Below are 15,522 nucleotides of genomic sequence, written 5' to 3'. Positions count from 1 at the left end.
TTTTTTTGTGCGCCCAGCATGGGCGCACTCTAGTGGGTGCAAGTCCCACCGCAAGTTGATCACAGCGAGCGAAGCGAAGCGCAACTGCATGAGGGCGACCGAGTGTGGGGAGGAAGCGTGGAGCGAAACTGCGAGCCGATGAACAAGAACCGGATAGAAGGCGGTGCCGTCCAGGGCGAGCGGGCAAAAAGCCGCGAAGCTCTCGTGATCAAGGGGCGGCGGCGTAGATCCGGCGGCTGTGCAGTGAAGGAGTGCGTTCTTACCTGGGGAGATCCCGCCTCATGCCTGAAAGGGCAACGGCGTCGAGCCGGAGCGGGAAGTCAGCAGAGGCCGTAGTAGTCACAGGATAAGCCGGTGAGGTGGAAGCTGGTGACGAAGGGCCGAACGGAAAGGAGTGTCCAGCGTTATGTCGATGCGGCAGGCAGTGCGTCAGATGCCCGTGCAAACGGGGCGAGCGAGGGAAGCGCGCGGTGAAGCTGCGCGCGTACCTGCTAGCGACGAAGCCTGCTGCCCGCGACATGAATCCGGGGACACAGGGTCAGCGCTGCTGGAAGCGGCTCTGACGAGAGAGAATCTGAAGCAGGCGTTCAAGCGGGTACGGGCTAACAAGGGAGCCGCTGGCGTGGACGGTCTGGACATTGACCAGACGTCGCGTCATCTGGTGACGGCGTGGCCTGCGATCCGTGAACAATTGCTGAAGGGCACGTACCGGCCCAGTCCGGTACGACGGGTGGCGATCCCGAAACCGGACGGAGGCGAGCGTGAGCTTGGCATCCCGACGGTGACGGACCGGCTGATCCAGCAGGCACTGCTGCAGGTGCTGCAGCCAGTTCTGGACCCTACCTTCAGCGAGCACAGCTACGGCTTCCGGCCCGGACGGCGTGCGCACGATGCGGTGCTTGCCGCGCAATCGTACGTGCAGTCGGGACGGCGAACCGTGGTTGACGTTGATCTGGAGAAGTTCTTCGACCGGGTCAACCACGACATCCTGATCGACCGTTTGCAGAAACGCATTGGGGACGCCGGAGTGATCGGGCTGATCCGGGCGTATCTGAACAGCGGCATCATGGCTGACGGGGTGGTCCAGCAACGGGATCAGGGCACGCCGCAGGGCGGACCGTTATCCCCGTTGCTGGCTAATGTTCTGCTTGATGAGGTGGACAAGGAACTGGAGCGGCGGGGCCACTGCTTCGCCCGCTACGCTGACGATGCGAATGTGTATGTTCGCAGCCGTCGTGCGGGCGAGCGGGTGATGGCGCTGTTGCGACGCCTGTATGGTCGGCTGCGCCTGAAGGTCAATGAGACCAAAAGCGCCGTGGCGAGTGTGTTTGGTCGCAAGTTTCTGGGCTACAGCCTGTGGGTAGCTGCGGGCGGTGTGGTCAAACGCAAGGTGGCGGCCAAACCGCTGCTGGCGTTCAAACACCGCATTCGAGAACTGACCCGCCGCTCTGGCGGGCGCGGCATGCCCGAAGTGGTGGAACGGCTACGGGCTTATGTGTTGGGATGGAGGGCGTACTTCCGGTTGGCGCAAACGCCCGGTGTGTGGTTGGCACTGGACGAGTGGTTGCGTCACCGGCTGCGGGCTATCCAGCTTAAACATTGGCGCCGGGGCCCGACCATCTACCGGGAACTTCGTGCGTTGGGGGCGTCGGTCGACGTTGCGCGACAGACGGCGGCGAGCAGCCGCCGTTGGTGGCGTAACAGCGCCCAGTTGCTCAACAGCGCCCTGACCATCGCATACTTCGACCGGCTCGGCGTACCTCGTCTCTCATAACCTCAACTTCTCGAACCGCCCGGTGCGGACCCGCATGCCGGGTGGTGTGGCAGGGGTACGGCCTCATGGCCGTCCCCTATGCCGATTCTGCCCGGCGCGGCTGCGTGCTGGCGCAGCCCCCGTCATTTCCGCCGAGCGTCGCCTAACCTGTTCATATCAGGGGTTGGTTTTCAGTGATCCCGCTTCCTTTCGTTTTGTAACGATCGTTGAGGACTGCCATATCCGCTCGCCGCTGCGCCCGCGTTGGCGCGGCGGCTGCAAGTGACCGACTGCATCTGCAAGGACTCTGGATGGAAGCATTCGTGCATGGGCTGATCGTCGCCGTCAACGGCGTGCTACGGAGCGACGTGTCGATCGCGCTGCTGCTCGTGTGGGCGATGGCCGCTACCAGCATGAGACTGATGGCGATCATCAGCCTGGTCGCGATCCTCGCGCCCGGCAAGTATGTGCATGCTGCGTGGCGCGACGACCGCCGTCAGCGCGCGCAACGCATTGCCGATCCGGTAGTCACGTGCAACACGATTCCCGCGCTCGCACGCGTGCTGCCTGCCGGCGTGTGGGGCGAGCATGGTGCGCTGCCGCGGCGTCCGGCGCCTGCCGATGCAATGCGCGGAACGCGCGGGGCGGTGCGCGCATCATGAACGGCGACCGGCTCCGTGCGTTCGTCGCGCTGATGCCCGACACGGCATCGCGCGACGCGCTGTACGCGTTGCCGGTCACTCGCGGCGCGCGGCGCACGCTGCCAGGACAGTTGCACGTGACGCTCGCGTTCATCGGCGCGATCGAGCGCGCGCGTTGCGAGACGCTGGCCGAGCGGCTGCCGGCGCTTGCCGCCCGGCATGCGCTGCCGTTGCAGCCGGTCGAGCGGATCGCGTGGTGGCCGAGCCTGCCGCGCGCGAGGCTGATCGTTGCGGAACTCGCGGCCGATCCGGCCTGTGCGGCGCTCAATGCCGAGTTGTGCGCGCTGCTGCGCGAACTGGGCGTGCCGGCCGACCGCCGGCCGTTCCGGCCGCACGTGACGCTCGCGCGCTTGCCGCGCGATGCGGACGGGCAGCCCGCGCGCGGCGGCGCGACCGGCCGGCCAGTCGCGTTGCGCTTCGTCGCGCTGACGCTGTTCGAAAGCCGGTTGTCGCACGAAGGGGTGTCGCACGTGCCGATCGTATCGGCGCCGATCATGCCGGCGCCGGGCGACGTCGACGTGGACGCCTAGCGACCGTAGCGCGCGAGCGTCAGGCCCGACAGATCGATCTCCGGCGCGTGTCCGGTGACGAGATCGGCCAGCACCTTTCCCGAACCCATCGACATCGCCCATCCCGTCGAGCCGTGCCCGACGTTCAGCCACAAGCCGTCGATCCCGCTCGCGCCGAGGAGCGGCGGCCCGTCGGGCGTCATCGGCCGGCGGCCGACCCAGAAGCGCACGGATGCGGCATCGGCCGCGTGCGGGAACCAGTCGTCGAGCACCTTCATCAGCGTATCGAGCGCCTGCTGGCGCAGCGTCGCATGCCGGTCGCCGAGTTCGGCGGTGCCCGCGACGCGCAGCGTCGGGCCGAAGCGCGTGATCGCCGTCTTCAGCGATTCGTCCATCAGCGCCGCGCGGGGCGCCTTTTCGTCATCCACGACGGCGAGGGTCGCCGAATAACCCTTCACCGGATACAGCGGCACGTCGATGCCGTGCGGCTGCAGCAGGCCGGCGCTGTCGACGCCGAGCGCGACGACGATCGCGTTGGCGGCAAGCGTCGCTTCCGGTGGTGTGGCGCCGCTTGCGGCACGCTCATCCGTCGCTGCAATCCGCACGCCGCGTACCTGGCCGCCCGCGACATCGAGCGCACGAATCTCGGTGCGAAAGCGGAACGTCACGCCGTTCGCTTCGCACAGCGCCCGCAATTCGCGCGTGAAGCGTGCGCAGTCGCCGGCTTCGTCGTCGGGCAGGTAGATGCCGCCGACGGGCGCCTGCCGTGCCCAGCGCAGGCCCGGTTCGATCGTCGTGCAGCCGGCCGCGTCCAGTTCGCGAAACGCGATGCCGGCATCGCGCAGCACCTTCAGCGCGGGCTGCGCCATCTCGACGTCGAACGCGCCGCGCAGCAACTGCAGATAGCCGCGGCTCGCGCCATAGTCGAACGGATGGCGCTCGCGAAACGCATGCAGGCATGCGCGGCTGTAGTACGCGATGCGCTGCATCCGCTGCTTGTTCACGCGGAACCGTTCGAACTCGCATTCGCGCAGCCAGCGCGCCATCCAGCGCCACTGCGCGGCATCGAGCGTCGGCCGGAAAATCAGCGGCGACGCCGGCTTGAACAGGTACTTGAGGATCTTGCCGGGCATCCCGGGCGCCGCCCACGGCGTCACGTAGCCGGGCGCGATCACGCCCGCGTTGCCGAGGCTCGTCGCCTGCGCGACGTCGGCCTCGCGTTCGATCACGGTGACGTCGCAGCCTGCTTCGCGCAGGTGCCAGGCGGTGGCGACGCCGATCACGCCGGCGCCGAGAACGGTCACGTGCATGCGGTTTCCGGTGCGAGTGGAGTTACGACGCGACGGCCGGATCGTCGACGAGCGACTTGCCGCGCGTTTCCGGCAGCACGAGCGCGGCGACGATCACGAGCAGGTAGCCCGCACCCGCGACGAGGCCGATCGCCTTCACGAGCGACATCGTCTGCGACAGCGAGCCGACGAGAATCGGGAAGAACGACCCGAGCCCGCGGCCGACGTTGTAGCAGAAGCCCTGGCCCGAGCCGCGGATCGCGCCCGGGTACAGCTCGGACAGGTACGCGCCGACGCCCGCGAAGATGCCTTGCACGACGATCCCGAGCGGGAAGCCGAGGATCAGCATCGCGCTGTCGGTGATCGGCAGCATCGTGTATGCCATGCCGAGCGCGAACGAGCCGACCGCGAACAGGATGAACGACGCGCGGCGGCCGAGCCGGTCGGACAGGATCGCACCGACCACGTAGCCGACGAACGAGCCGACGATCAGCACGACCAGATAGCCGCTCGTGTTGAACACGGACAGGTGACGCACGGTTTTCAGGTAGGTGGGCAGCCACGTCGTGATCGCGTAGTAGCCGCCGAGCATGCCGGTGCACAGCGCGCTGCCGAACAGCGTCGCGCGCAGGTGGGGCGGCGAGAAGATCTCGAGGAAGTGGCCCGACACGCGGCCTTCGTCGCGGGCGCGGCGCGTGGCCGTATAGATGTCGGGATCGCTGACGTTACGTCGGATATAGAGGATCCACAGCGCGGGCACGATGCCGATCCAGAAGCACGCGCGCCATGCGACTTGCTCGGGCAGCAGCGCGAAGAACGCCCAGTAGAGGATCGCGGCCGCGGCCCAGCCGAACGACCAGCTGCTCTGCACGGTGCCGACCGCCTTCGCGCGGTGCTCGGGCGAGCGGATCGTCTCGGCCATCATGATCGTCACGACCGACCATTCGCCGCCGAAGCCGAAGCCCTGCAACGTGCGCGTCGCGAGCAGCTGCCAGAACGAATGCGTGAAGCCGGACAGGCACGTGAACAGCGCGAACGTCGCGATCGTCCACTGCAGCACGCGCACGCGGCCGTAGCGATCGGCGAGGATGCCGGCGACCCAGCCGCCGATCGCCGACGAGATCAGCGAACTCGTCGCGATCATCCCGGCCTCGCTTTTCGTCATGCCCCAGGTGGCGATCAGCGTCGGGATCAGGAACGAGTAGATCATGAAGTCGAACGCATCGACCGCATAACCGCCGAAGCCCGCGTACAGCGTCCTGCGCTCGCGCGCAGACAGTTCGTGAAACCACTGGATTGCCTGCATCTCGCCGTCTCCGTGTCGATTCGTCGCGTGCTGCTCGTTGTGCTCTCGTTGTGCGGCAGTGTGGCGGCTATTTTACGGGCGCGATAGGGGACGCCAAAAACGTCGACGCAGGCTCGGGCGGCCGAGCGCGGTGATCGACGATGAAAGTGCGTCGCGATGTGGAAGGTGACGCGCGAGGGGGAGGATGTGTTGTCGACGACGAAAGCGGGTCGCGATGTGGAAGGTGACGGGGCGACGGGAACGGTGTGTCGTCGACGAGGAAAGCGCGTCGCGATGTGTGAGGCTGGGTCGCGACGGGAAGGATGTGTCGCCGCGTCAGAGCGTCAAGCCGCCGTCGATATGAACGACCTGACCGGTGATCTGGCGCGCCGCGTCCGACAGCAGGAATGCGATCAGCGCGGCGACGTCGTCGGGTTCGGCGATTCGGCCGAGCGGCGTGGCCTGTTCGGCCTGCGCCCATGCGGCGGCGTTGCCCGCGCTCGGGCCGTGATCCTTGCGCGTGAAGCCCGGCGCGACCGCGTTGACGGTGATGCCGTGCGCGGCGAATTCAGCCGCGGCCGTGCGCACGAGCGATTCGAGCGCGGCCTTCGCGGCGGCGGTCGCCGCGAACGGCGCATCGGCGCGGTAACGGTGCGCGACGAACGAGCTGACCGCGACGATGCGCGGCGCGGCCGACGCTTCGAGCAGCGGCCGCGCGCGGCCCGCGAGCGCGGAGAACGCGCCGGGCATCGCCGCGAAGGCGGACGCGAGCGCGTTTGGCGAGAGATCGGAAAACGCCTGCCGTGCGGCGAACCCGGCGTTCGCGACCAGCTGATCGAGCCCGCCGAAACGCGCGACGGTCGCATCGACGAGCGCCGTAGCGATGCCCGGCTCGGCGAGATCGCCGGTGAGCGTCACGCATTCGGCGCCGGCCGCGGTGCAGCCGGCGGCGACGTCGGCAAGCCGCGCACGCGCTGCTTCGTCGGCGCCGCGCGCATGCAGCGCGAGCGCGATGCCCGGCGCCGCGAGCCGCCGCGCCAGCGCCGCGCCGATCCCGGAACCCGCGCCGGTGATCAGCGCGATCCGGGCGACGTGCGCGGCGCGTGCGCTCATGCGGCGACCTTGTCGTCGTCGTTCACGCGTTCGACGTTGATCGTGCCGACGTGGAACGCGGCCAGCGACTCGCGGTGCGCGATGCTGACGATCGCGGCCTTCGGCAACCGTTCGGCGAACAGGTGATAGAGCCGCGCTTCGTTGTCGGCATCGAGCGCGCTCGTGGCTTCGTCGAGGAACAGGAAGTCCGGCTTGTGCAGCAGCACGCGCGCGCCGGCCAGACGCTGCTGTTCGCCCGGCGACAGCACGCGCGTCCAGTGCCCGCTTTCGTCGAGGTGCTCGGCGTAGTCTTCGAGTCGGCACGCGCGCAGTGCGTCGCGGCATGCGTCGTCGGTGAACGCGTCGGGTGCGGCGGGATACGTGAGCGCGGCCTTCAGCGTGCCGATCGGCAAGTAGCTCGTTTGCGGCACGAACATCATCCGCGCGCCGACCGGCGCGTCGATCGCGCCGTCGCCGAACGGCCACAGGCCGGCGAGCGCGCGCATGAACGTGCTCTTGCCGGAACCCGACTTGCCGATCACGAGCCAGCGCGAGCCCGGCTCGATGGTCACGTTGCCGATGTTCGCGAGCGCGTTGCCGTTCGGCAGCGCGAGCTTCAGCGACGACGTCGACAGCTTCGCGGCATCGACGTAGTGCAGGTTGATGCCGCCGTGCTCGGTCGCGGGCGACAGGCTTTCCTTCAGGTGCGACGTGCCCATCACGCGCTTGAATTCGCGCAGACGATTGACGGTTGCACGCCATTCGACGAGGGTCGAGTAACTGTTGATGAACCACGAGAACGAATCGCTGACGGTGCCGAACGCGGACGAGATCTGCATCAGCACGCCGAACGAGAACGCGCCCGCGAAATAGCGCGGCGCGGCGACGACGAGCGGGAAGATGATCGCGATCTGCCCGTAGAAGCTCAGCACGAACGTGAGGCGCTTCGTGTATTTCATCACGCGCCACCAGTTGTCGCGGATGCGCATGAAGAGGCTCTGCGCGTTGCGCGTCTCGGTTTTCTCGCCGTCGTAGAACGCGATCTGCTCGGCGTTCTCGCGCACGCGAATCAGCCCGAAGCGGAAGTCCGCCTCGACGCGCTGCTGCTGGTAGTTGATCGACACGAGCGGATGGCCGACCTTCTGGATGATCAGCGAGCCGACCACCGCGTACAGCGCGGCCGCCCACACCATGTAGCCGGGAATCGTGATCGGCGTCGCGCCGAGCGAGAACGTCAGCGCACCGGCGAGCGACCACAGGATCGTGATGAACGACACGAGCGTGACGACCGTCGACAGCAGGTCGAGCGACAGCGCGAGCGTCGTCGTCGCGAACGACTGGAGGTCGTCGGTGATCCGCTGGTCGGGGTTGTCGGCGAGGCGGTCGCGTTCGATCCGGTAGAACGCGCGGTCGCCGAGCCACTGGCCGAGGAAGCGGTCGGTGAGCCACTGGCGCCAGCGGAAGCCGAGCATCTGCCGCAGGTAGCGGCCGTACACCGCGAGGATGATGAAGCCGAACGCGAGTGCCGAGAACTGCATCAGCAGGTTCGGGAAGTCGTGGACGTTCTTCGACTGCAGCGCGTTGTAGAACTGCGCGTTCCACTTGTTCAGCTTGACGTTGATCCAGACCACGCAGAGGTTGATCGCGATGATCGTGATCAGCAAGCCCCACGCGCGCTTCCATTCGGATGACACCCAGTAGGGCTTGATGAGGCTCCACGCGGATATCGCGCGCTCGTCCTGCGGCGCGGCCGGGGCGGAGCGGACGGGATCGATCGATTGGGTCATGTGCTTCCTGATGAGTAGCCGGCGCACGCACCGGGCGAAGCCGGGCGCGCGCCGCGATAAGGCATGCCGGACGCGATGCCGACTGACGGCGGGCGCTCGGATGGTCGCCCGCGCGTCTTAAACGGCACTTAAGGCCGGCGGTGACGCGGCAACCGGCCGCTCGCGCGGCCGGCCTGCAGGCATTGTGCCAGAGCGGCCCGGCGCGACGGCGAATTTGCCGCAAGGGGGACAGTTTGCGGCGCTTTCCGCTTTTATGGTCTAATGGCCGACGACGAAACAGGGGTGCTTCGAGCGCGGCCGACGGGTAGTTCCGGGCGACGCGGCGAGGCTGAGAAAGACCCTTCGCACCCGATCCGGGTAATACCGGCGAGGGAAGTTTCTGATCCCGCCGGGCCGCGCTGGCCGCCATCCCACATGGTCAGCGCCCGAGTCCCGCCCGGCCGGCCTTTGCTGCCGGTTTCGTCCTTTTGGGTACGCGCATCGCGCGTTACGGAAGGAATGATGACCGCTCAATCTTCAGTCTTTTGCGCTGTTCCTGATTCACCGCCGTGTGCGTTGGCACAGGACGGTGCGCGCGCATCGGCGCGCGTCTCGCGCGGCCGCGCGGAGGGCGCACGATGAACATCCACGCGTCCAACGTTCACGCTCGCCGGCCGGATTTCGCGGTGCTCGGCGGCGGCCTGGTCGGCCGCCTGATCGCATGGCGGCTCGCCGGCGACGGGCATCGCGTTGCGCTGTACGAGCGCGGCGGCCCGGACGGCGAGCAGTCGGCCGCGTGGATCGCGGCCGCGATGCTCGCGCCGCTCGCCGAGGCGGCGAGCGCCGAACTGCTGATCACCGAGCTCGGCGCCGCGTCGCTCGCGCGCTGGCCGCAGTGGCTCGCGGAACTGCCGGAACCCGTGTTCTTCCAGCAGCACGGCACGCTCGTCGTCTGGCACCACGCGGATCGCGCGGAGGCGCCGCTGTTCGAGCGGCGCGTGCGCGCGAATGCGCCGGCCGAGCTGTTCGACGGCGGCTTCGTCGCGCTGGCGGGGGCGCAGGTGGACACGGCCGAACCCGCGCTGGCGGGCCGCTTCGCGCGCGGGCTGATGCTGCCGCGCGAAGGGCAGCTCGACAACCGGCAGGCGCTGCGCGCGCTGGCGGCGGGCCTCGCGCAGCGCGGCGTCGAGCTGCACTGGCACGTCGCGATCGACGACGCGAACCGGCCCGACGCGCATTTCACGATCGATTGCCGCGGGCTCGGCGCGAAGCCGGTGCTGCCCGCGCTGCGCGGCATCCGCGGCGAAGTCGCGCGCGTGCGCGCGCCCGGCATCGGGCTCACGCGGCCGGTGCGGCTCTTGCACCCGCGTTATCCGCTGTATATCGCGCCGAAGCAGGACGACCTGTACGTGATCGGCGCGACCGAAGTGGAGGGCGAGGACATGTCGCCCGTCAGCGTGCGCTCCGCGCTCGAGCTGCTGAGCGCCGCATTCTCCGTGCACCCGGCGTTCGGCGAAGCGCGCATCCTCGAACTGAATGCGCAGTGCCGCCCGACGCTGCCCGATCACCGTCCGGCGGTGATCTGGGACGGCGCGACGACGCTCGCCGTCAACGGCCTGTACCGGCACGGCTTCATGATCGCGCCGGAAGTCGCGCACGCGGCCGTCGGGTTCGCGCAAGCCGCGCTGGGCGGCGCGTTCGGCGATGCCGACGCGTTCGCCGCGTGGCGCGATGCCGCGCGCTGGCCGACGCTCCTTCATCACCGCGACGACGCGCGCCAGCCGGCCTGACGCGCATCGCTCACCGAATTCGACCGAGTCTCATGGATATCCAGATCAACCAACAGACCCTGACGCTGCCCGACGGTGCGACGGTGGCCGACGCGCTCGCCGCGTTCGGCGCACGTCCGCCGTACGCGGTCGCGCTGAACGGCAATTTCGTCGCGCGCACGCAGCATGCGGCGCGCGCGCTCGCGGCGGGCGACAAGCTCGACGTGGTGCATCCCGTCGCGGGCGGCTGAGCGCCGCCGGTTCGCCCCCCGCTCTTCCAGGAAAACGACATGACGTCCCTCACTTCCGCCGACGCGCTCACGCTGTACGGCGAAACCTTCGCAAGCCGCGTGCTGCTCGGCACGTCGCGCTATCCGTCGCTGCAGTCGCTGTCCGATTCGATCGCCGCGTCGCGGCCCGGGATGGTGACGGTCGCGCTGCGCCGCCAGATGACGGGCGGCACGGCCGAGGCCGGCTTCTTCGACCTGCTCAAGCGCCACGCGGTGCCGCTGTTGCCGAACACGGCCGGCTGCCAGACCGTCGCCGAGGCGGTGACGACCGCGCACATGGCGCGCGAGGTGTTCGAAACCGACTGGATCAAGCTCGAGCTGATCGGCGACGACTACACGCTGCAGCCCGACCCGGTCGGGCTGATCGAGGCAGCCGCGCAACTGGTCAAGGACGGTTTCAAGGTGCTGCCGTACTGCACCGAGGATCTCGTGATCGGCCGGCGCCTGCTCGACGTCGGCTGCGAGGCGCTGATGCCGTGGGGCGCGCCGATCGGCACCGGCAAGGGCGTCGTGAACCCGTACGGGCTGCGCGTGCTGCGCGAGCGGCTGCCTGACGTGCCGCTGATCGTCGACGCGGGGCTCGGCGTGCCGTCGCACGCGTGCCAGGTGATGGAGTGGGGCTTCGACGGCGTGCTGCTGAACACGGCGGTGTCGCAGGCCACGCACCCGGAAATCATGGCGCGCGCGTTCGCGCAGGGCGTCGAGGCCGGCCGTGCCGCTTACCTGGCCGGCCCGATGGATGCGCGCGAGACCGCGCACGCGAGCACGCCGGTCGTCGGGATGCCGTTCTGGCACCAGGACGGAGGCGGCGCATGAGCGCGCGCTTCGCCGATGCGTTCTGGCCGCCGGCCGACGAACTGGCCGAAGCGGCCGAACGGATTCGCGCGCACCTCGGCGAATGGCCGGGCGCCGCGGCGCCGTGGCGGCTGTGCGTGGCGACGCCCGACGTGCCGGCCGATGGCGACGTGCTGATCGTGTCGGCAGGCGACCGCACCGCGCAGTCGCGCGCGTCGGCCGCGTCGCGCCCGGCGTCGCCGGACGCGGTGGCGATCGAATTCGACCAACACGGCGCGGCGCTGCATGCCGCGGGCGTGCGCCACGCGCTCGAAGCCGCGCATCCGCTCGCGGACGACTGGATCGCGGCGCTCGCCGCGTTCCTCGATTGCGGTTTTGCGCCGATCGACGCGCTCGTGCTCGCGCTCGCATGGCGCGACGGCGACGAGACGCGCGGCGCGGACGCGTGGCCGGTCGACGCCGCGCGGTTCCCGCGCGTCGCCGGGCTGGCCGCCGCGCCGGAGCCGGCGTTCCCGCCGTGCCCGCCGCAACTCGGCCTCTATCCGGTCGTGCCGGACGCCGAATGGGTCGAGCGCGTGCTCGATTGCGGCGCGCGGACCGTGCAGCTGCGCGTGAAGGACGCGGACGGCGATGTGCTGCGCGAGGAGATCGCGCGCGCGGTCGCTGCGGGGCGCCGCTATCCCGATGCGCGCGTGTTCATCAACGATCGCTGGCAGATCGCGGTAGAAGAGGGCGCGTACGGCGTCCATCTGGGTCAGGAAGACCTCGAAACGGCCGATCTCGCCGCGATCGCGCGCGCCGGCCTGCGGCTCGGGCTGTCGAGCCATGGGTATTACGAAATATTGCGGGCCCTGCACGAGCGTCCGAGCTATCTCGCGCTCGGCCCGGTGTACGCGACCGCGACCAAGGCGGTCGCCGCACCGCCGCAGGGCCTCGCGCGGATTGCCCGCTACGCGCGCTTCGCGGGCGCACGGGCGCCGCTCGTCGCGATCGGTGGCGTCGGGCTCGACGCGTTGCCGGACGTCCTCGCGACGGGCGTGGGCAGCGTGGCGGTGGTCAGTGCGGTCACGCGCGCCAGCGATTATCGGGCAGCGATTGTTGCGTTGCAGCAATGTTTTGCCCGACAATTTGACAATCATTGACCGCGGGGCTCGGAACGGCGTCACGACATCATTCCAAGGCAGGCCCTATAATTCGGCGTTCTGCGTAAAAGGACTGTCAGCTCCGTGAGCCCCACTCCTACCGACACACTGCTGGAACTTCGCGACGTCGACTTTGGCTACGGCGACCGCCTCGTCCTGTCGAACCTGAACCTGCGCTTCGGGCGCGGCCAGGTCGTCGCTGTCATGGGCGGGTCGGGTTGCGGCAAGACGACCGTGCTGCGCCTGATCGGCGGCCTCGTGCGTGCGCGCCGCGGCAACGTGCTGTTCGACGGCGCCGACGTCGGCGCGCAGACCCGCGACGGCCTGTACGCGCTGCGCCGCAAGATGGGCATGCTGTTCCAGTTCGGTGCGCTGTTTACCGACATGTCGGTGTACGAGAACGTCGCGTTCGCGCTGCGCGAACACACCGATCTGCCCGAAGACCTGATCCGCGACCTCGTGCTGATGAAGCTGAACGCGGTCGGGCTGCGCGGCGCGCGCGACCTGATGCCGTCCGAGGTGTCGGGCGGGATGGCGCGGCGCATCGCGCTCGCCCGCGCGATCGCGCTGGATCCGCAGCTCATCATGTACGACGAGCCGTTCGCCGGCCTCGACCCGATTTCGCTCGGCATCACCGCGAACCTGATCCGCACGCTGAACGAGGCGCTCGGCGCGACGTCGATCCTCGTCACGCACGACGTGCCGGAGTCGTTCGCAATCGCCGATTACGTGTACTTTCTCGCCAACGGCGGCGTGCTCGCGCAGGGCACGCCTGACGAGCTGCGCGCATCGACCGAGCCGAGCGTGCGCCAGTTCATCGACGGCGCGCCGGACGGCCCGTTCAAATTTCACTACACGAGCCCGCCGCTGGCGGCGGATTTCGGGCTCGGCGGAGGGCGCGCATGATCAGCGCGATCGGACGTTACGTCATCGGCGGCCTCGAGCGCGCGGGCTACGGCACGCGCCTGTTCGTGCGCCTCGTGCTGGAATTCTTCCCGCTGCTGCGCCGGCCGCGGCTCGTCACGAAGCAGATCCACTTCCTCGGCAACTATTCGTTCGTGATCATCGCCGTGTCGGGGCTGTTCGTCGGCTTCGTGCTCGGCCTTCAGGGCTACTACACGCTGAATCGCTACGGTTCCGAGCAGGCGCTCGGCCTGCTGGTCGCGCTGTCGCTCGTGCGCGAGCTCGGCCCCGTCGTCACCGCGCTGCTGTTCGCGGGCCGCGCGGGCACGTCGCTCACGGCCGAGATCGGCCTGATGAAGGCCGGCGAGCAGCTTACCGCGCTCGAGATGATGGCGGTGGACCCGATCAAGACGGTGATCGCGCCGCGCCTGTGGGCCGGCATCATCGCGATGCCGCTGCTGGCCGCGATCTTCAATGCGGTCGGCGTGCTCGGCGGTTACTTCGTCGGCGTCGTGCTGATCGGTGTCGATCCGGGCGCGTTCTGGTCGCAGATGCAGAGCGGGGTCCAGGTCTGGGCCGACGTCGGCAACGGCGTGATCAAGAGCATCGTGTTCGGCTTCGCCGTGACCTTCATTGCACTGTTTCAAGGGTATGAAGCGAAGCCCACGCCCGAAGGCGTGTCGCGCGCGACGACCAAGACGGTCGTGTTCGCGTCGCTCGCCGTACTCGGCCTCGATTTCCTGCTGACCGCGCTGATGTTCAGCTAAGCCTCAGCCAAGCCAAATTCTGGGATGAAGATGAAAAAGACTGCTCTCGACTTCTGGGTCGGCCTGTTCGTGGTGGTGGGCTTCCTCGCGGTGCTGTTCCTGGCGCTGAAGGTCGGCAACATGAGCTCGCTGTCGTTTCAGCCGACCTACTCGGTGAGGATGAAGTTCGACAACATCGGCGGGCTCAAGCCGCGCGCGGCCGTGAAGAGCGCCGGTGTCGTGGTCGGCCGCGTGAAGTCGATCGGCTTCGACACGAACACGTACCAGGCGCTCGTCACGATCGATGTCGACGGCCAGTACCAGTTTCCGAAGGATTCGTCGGCGAAGATCCTGACGTCGGGTCTGCTCGGCGAGCAATATATCGGCCTCGATCCGGGCGGCGACACCGAAATGCTGAAGGCGGGCGATACGATCACGATGACGCAATCGGCGATCGTGCTCGAGAACCTGATCGGCCAGTTCCTGTACAGCAAGGCCGCCGACGCGGGCGGTGCGAAGCCCGCAGCCGGCGCATCGGGTGCGCCGGCGGCCGCGGCGGCTCCGGCCGCTCCGGCACCGGTGGCGATACCGGCATCGGCGGTGTCCGCCGCGGCCGGCTCGGCGGCCCAATAACCACACGAGAGAAAACAAGAGGGAATGACCATGCACACGATCCGCATCAGGCACGCCGCGCTGGCGGTAGCGGCGGTCGCCGCGTTGAGCGGCTGCGCGACCGTGCAGACGCCGACCAAGGGCGATCCGCTCGAAGGCTTCAACCGGACGATGTACAAGTTCAACGACACGGTCGATACGTACGCGCTGAAGCCGGTCGCGAAGGGCTACCAGTACGTGGTGCCGCAGCCGGTGCGCGACAGCGTGACGAACTTCTTCTCGAACATCGGCGACGTCTACATCGCGGCGAACAACATCGTGCAGCTGCGGATCGCGGACGGCGTCGGCGACATCATGCGCGTCGTGATCAACACCGTGTTCGGCGTCGGCGGCCTGTTCGACGTCGCGACGGTCGCGAAGCTGCCGAAACATACGGCCGACTTCGGGATCACGATGGGCCGCTACGGCATGCCGTCGGGCCCGTATCTCGTGCTGCCGCTGCTCGGCCCGAGCACGCTGCGCGACACGGCCGGCCTTGGCGTCGACTACGTCGGCAACCCGCTCACGTACGTGAAGCCGGACGGCCTGAGCTGGGGCCTGTTCGGCGTGAACCTCGTCAACACGCGCGCGAACCTGCTCGGCGCGGGCGACGTGCTGGATGCCGCGGCGCTCGACAAGTATTCGTTCGTGCGCAACGCGTACCTGCAGCGCCGCCAGATGCTGATCAGCAACGCGCGCGGCGAGGCCGCCGCGACGTCGAGCAACGACGCGCTGCCGAAGTACGACCTGCCGGAAGAGGGCGCGGCACCGGCGGCAGCCGGCGCGGCCGGTGCGGCGGGCGCGGCAGCGGTGGGTGGCGCGACGGCGCCG

14 protein-coding genes, 1 pseudogene and 1 riboswitch are annotated in these 15,522 nt (G+C 68.7%); of the genes and pseudogenes, 11 read left to right on the top strand and 4 right to left on the bottom strand.

Going from position 1 to position 15,522, the window contains the following annotated elements:
- Positions 1 to 406 precede the first annotated feature (406 nt).
- From ltrA to thpR, 3 genes and pseudogenes are all read left to right on the top strand, one after another.
- Positions 407 to 1,774: a group II intron reverse transcriptase/maturase gene (gene ltrA / locus O1Q03_RS38605; RefSeq protein WP_269504403.1), complete on the top strand. Its 1,368-nt coding sequence runs from the start codon at positions 407 to 409 to the stop codon at positions 1,772 to 1,774.
- Positions 1,775 to 2,133: 359 nt separating this feature from the next.
- Positions 2,134 to 2,415 (top strand): annotated as a pseudogene (locus O1Q03_RS38600) (sodium:alanine symporter family protein); the annotation flags it as partial.
- On the top strand, positions 2,412 to 2,984 hold the full coding sequence (gene thpR / locus O1Q03_RS38595; protein WP_269511083.1) for an RNA 2',3'-cyclic phosphodiesterase: 573 nt from the start codon (positions 2,412 to 2,414) through the stop codon (positions 2,982 to 2,984). The pseudogene O1Q03_RS38600 and the gene thpR, both read left to right, overlap by 4 nt.
- Here thpR and O1Q03_RS38590 read toward each other — a convergent pair.
- The 4 genes from O1Q03_RS38590 to O1Q03_RS38575 form a co-directional block, all read right to left on the bottom strand.
- A complete protein-coding gene (locus O1Q03_RS38590) occupies positions 2,981 to 4,273 on the bottom strand; it encodes a D-amino acid dehydrogenase (RefSeq protein WP_269511080.1) in 1,293 nt (430 codons plus the stop codon). The genes thpR and O1Q03_RS38590 overlap by 4 nt on opposite strands.
- 22 nt (positions 4,274 to 4,295) lie before the next feature.
- Positions 4,296 to 5,558 carry an MFS transporter gene (locus tag O1Q03_RS38585; RefSeq protein WP_269511077.1) on the bottom strand — a complete coding sequence of 421 codons (1,263 nt, stop codon included), beginning with the start codon at positions 5,556 to 5,558 and terminating at the stop codon, positions 4,296 to 4,298.
- Positions 5,559 to 5,873: 315 nt separating this feature from the next.
- The gene (locus O1Q03_RS38580; protein WP_269511074.1) at positions 5,874 to 6,650 is read right to left on the bottom strand and encodes an SDR family NAD(P)-dependent oxidoreductase; all 777 of its coding nucleotides are present in this window, start codon (positions 6,648 to 6,650) and stop codon (positions 5,874 to 5,876) included.
- Complete coding sequence (locus tag O1Q03_RS38575) at positions 6,647 to 8,416, bottom strand: ABC transporter ATP-binding protein/permease (protein ID WP_269511071.1); 1,770 nt, start codon at positions 8,414 to 8,416, stop codon at positions 6,647 to 6,649. Before O1Q03_RS38575 ends, O1Q03_RS38580 begins: the two co-directional genes overlap by 4 nt.
- 268 nt (positions 8,417 to 8,684) lie before the next feature.
- Positions 8,685 to 8,808: riboswitch (TPP riboswitch) on the top strand.
- A 225-nt stretch (positions 8,809 to 9,033) separates the two neighbouring features.
- Between O1Q03_RS38575 and O1Q03_RS38570 the strand changes: the two genes are divergently transcribed.
- The 8 genes from O1Q03_RS38570 to O1Q03_RS38535 form a co-directional block, all read left to right on the top strand.
- A complete protein-coding gene (locus O1Q03_RS38570; RefSeq protein ID WP_269511068.1) occupies positions 9,034 to 10,185 on the top strand; it encodes an FAD-dependent oxidoreductase in 1,152 nt (383 codons plus the stop codon).
- 32 nt (positions 10,186 to 10,217) lie between these two features.
- Positions 10,218 to 10,415 (top strand): sulfur carrier protein ThiS, encoded by a 198-nt coding sequence (thiS, locus tag O1Q03_RS38565; RefSeq protein ID WP_096504229.1) that lies wholly within the window; start codon positions 10,218 to 10,220, stop codon positions 10,413 to 10,415.
- Positions 10,416 to 10,454: 39 nt separating this feature from the next.
- Positions 10,455 to 11,270, top strand: coding sequence for a thiazole synthase (locus O1Q03_RS38560; RefSeq protein ID WP_006755423.1), 816 nt, complete (start codon positions 10,455 to 10,457; stop codon positions 11,268 to 11,270).
- Entirely contained in the window at positions 11,267 to 12,391 is a 1,125-nt protein-coding gene (gene thiE, locus O1Q03_RS38555) for a thiamine phosphate synthase (RefSeq protein ID WP_269511065.1), read from the top strand. The genes O1Q03_RS38560 and thiE overlap by 4 nt, the downstream gene beginning before the upstream one ends.
- A gap of 84 nt (positions 12,392 to 12,475) precedes the next feature.
- Positions 12,476 to 13,297 carry an ABC transporter ATP-binding protein gene (locus tag O1Q03_RS38550; protein ID WP_269511063.1) on the top strand — a complete coding sequence of 274 codons (822 nt, stop codon included), beginning with the start codon at positions 12,476 to 12,478 and terminating at the stop codon, positions 13,295 to 13,297.
- Positions 13,294 to 14,061, top strand: a complete 768-nt coding sequence (gene mlaE, locus O1Q03_RS38545; RefSeq protein ID WP_192720339.1) for a lipid asymmetry maintenance ABC transporter permease subunit MlaE — start codon at positions 13,294 to 13,296, stop codon at positions 14,059 to 14,061. The genes O1Q03_RS38550 and mlaE overlap by 4 nt, the downstream gene beginning before the upstream one ends.
- A 24-nt stretch (positions 14,062 to 14,085) precedes the next feature.
- Positions 14,086 to 14,673: an outer membrane lipid asymmetry maintenance protein MlaD gene (mlaD, locus tag O1Q03_RS38540; RefSeq protein WP_269511060.1), complete on the top strand. Its 588-nt coding sequence runs from the start codon at positions 14,086 to 14,088 to the stop codon at positions 14,671 to 14,673.
- 30 nt (positions 14,674 to 14,703) lie between these two features.
- The coding region (locus tag O1Q03_RS38535; RefSeq protein WP_269511086.1) for an MlaA family lipoprotein at positions 14,704 to 15,522 on the top strand (819 nt) is incomplete at its 3' end.

Source organism: Burkholderia sp. IMCC1007 (assembly GCF_027257875.1).
Lineage (GTDB): Bacteria > Pseudomonadota > Gammaproteobacteria > Burkholderiales > Burkholderiaceae > Burkholderia.
Note: the sequence above shows the minus strand (reverse complement) of the source record. Positions and strands in the feature narration are given on the sequence as shown.